Here is a 310-nt window from a genome sequence, read left to right on the forward strand (position 1 = left end):
TGGCGTTCAAAGAACGTCATTAACCATGCCGCAAAAATGACGCCAAACAATCCGCCGCGCCCTGGTACAAGGTCTTCGCCAAATACGGTCACCTCAGCAAGGGCCGGGTTGAAAATGAACATACCGGCAATTGCTCCTAGCACCGGTGTCCCGCCAAATTCTTTAGCCGTATTCCATCCGACCACAATCGCCAAATACGTAAATAGGCCTCCTCCTAAAATGGTCATTAACAAGAGCCATGTATGCTCTTCTTTTTGCATGCCTGAGTTAATTAGGAAGTTGGCAACGCCATTAATGATTCCCGATGCGA

Annotated in this window: 1 protein-coding gene; it reads right to left on the reverse strand. The window is 48.4% G+C overall.

Going from position 1 to position 310, the window contains the following annotated elements; genetic code table 11:
- A partial coding sequence (locus CHH91_RS18240; protein ID WP_353615339.1) for a PTS transporter subunit EIIC occupies nucleotides 1-310 on the reverse strand: 310 nt, incomplete at both ends.

Origin of the sequence: Virgibacillus sp. 7505, from assembly GCF_002272135.1 — a bacterium.
Taxonomy (GTDB): domain Bacteria; phylum Bacillota; class Bacilli; order Bacillales; family Amphibacillaceae; genus Terribacillus.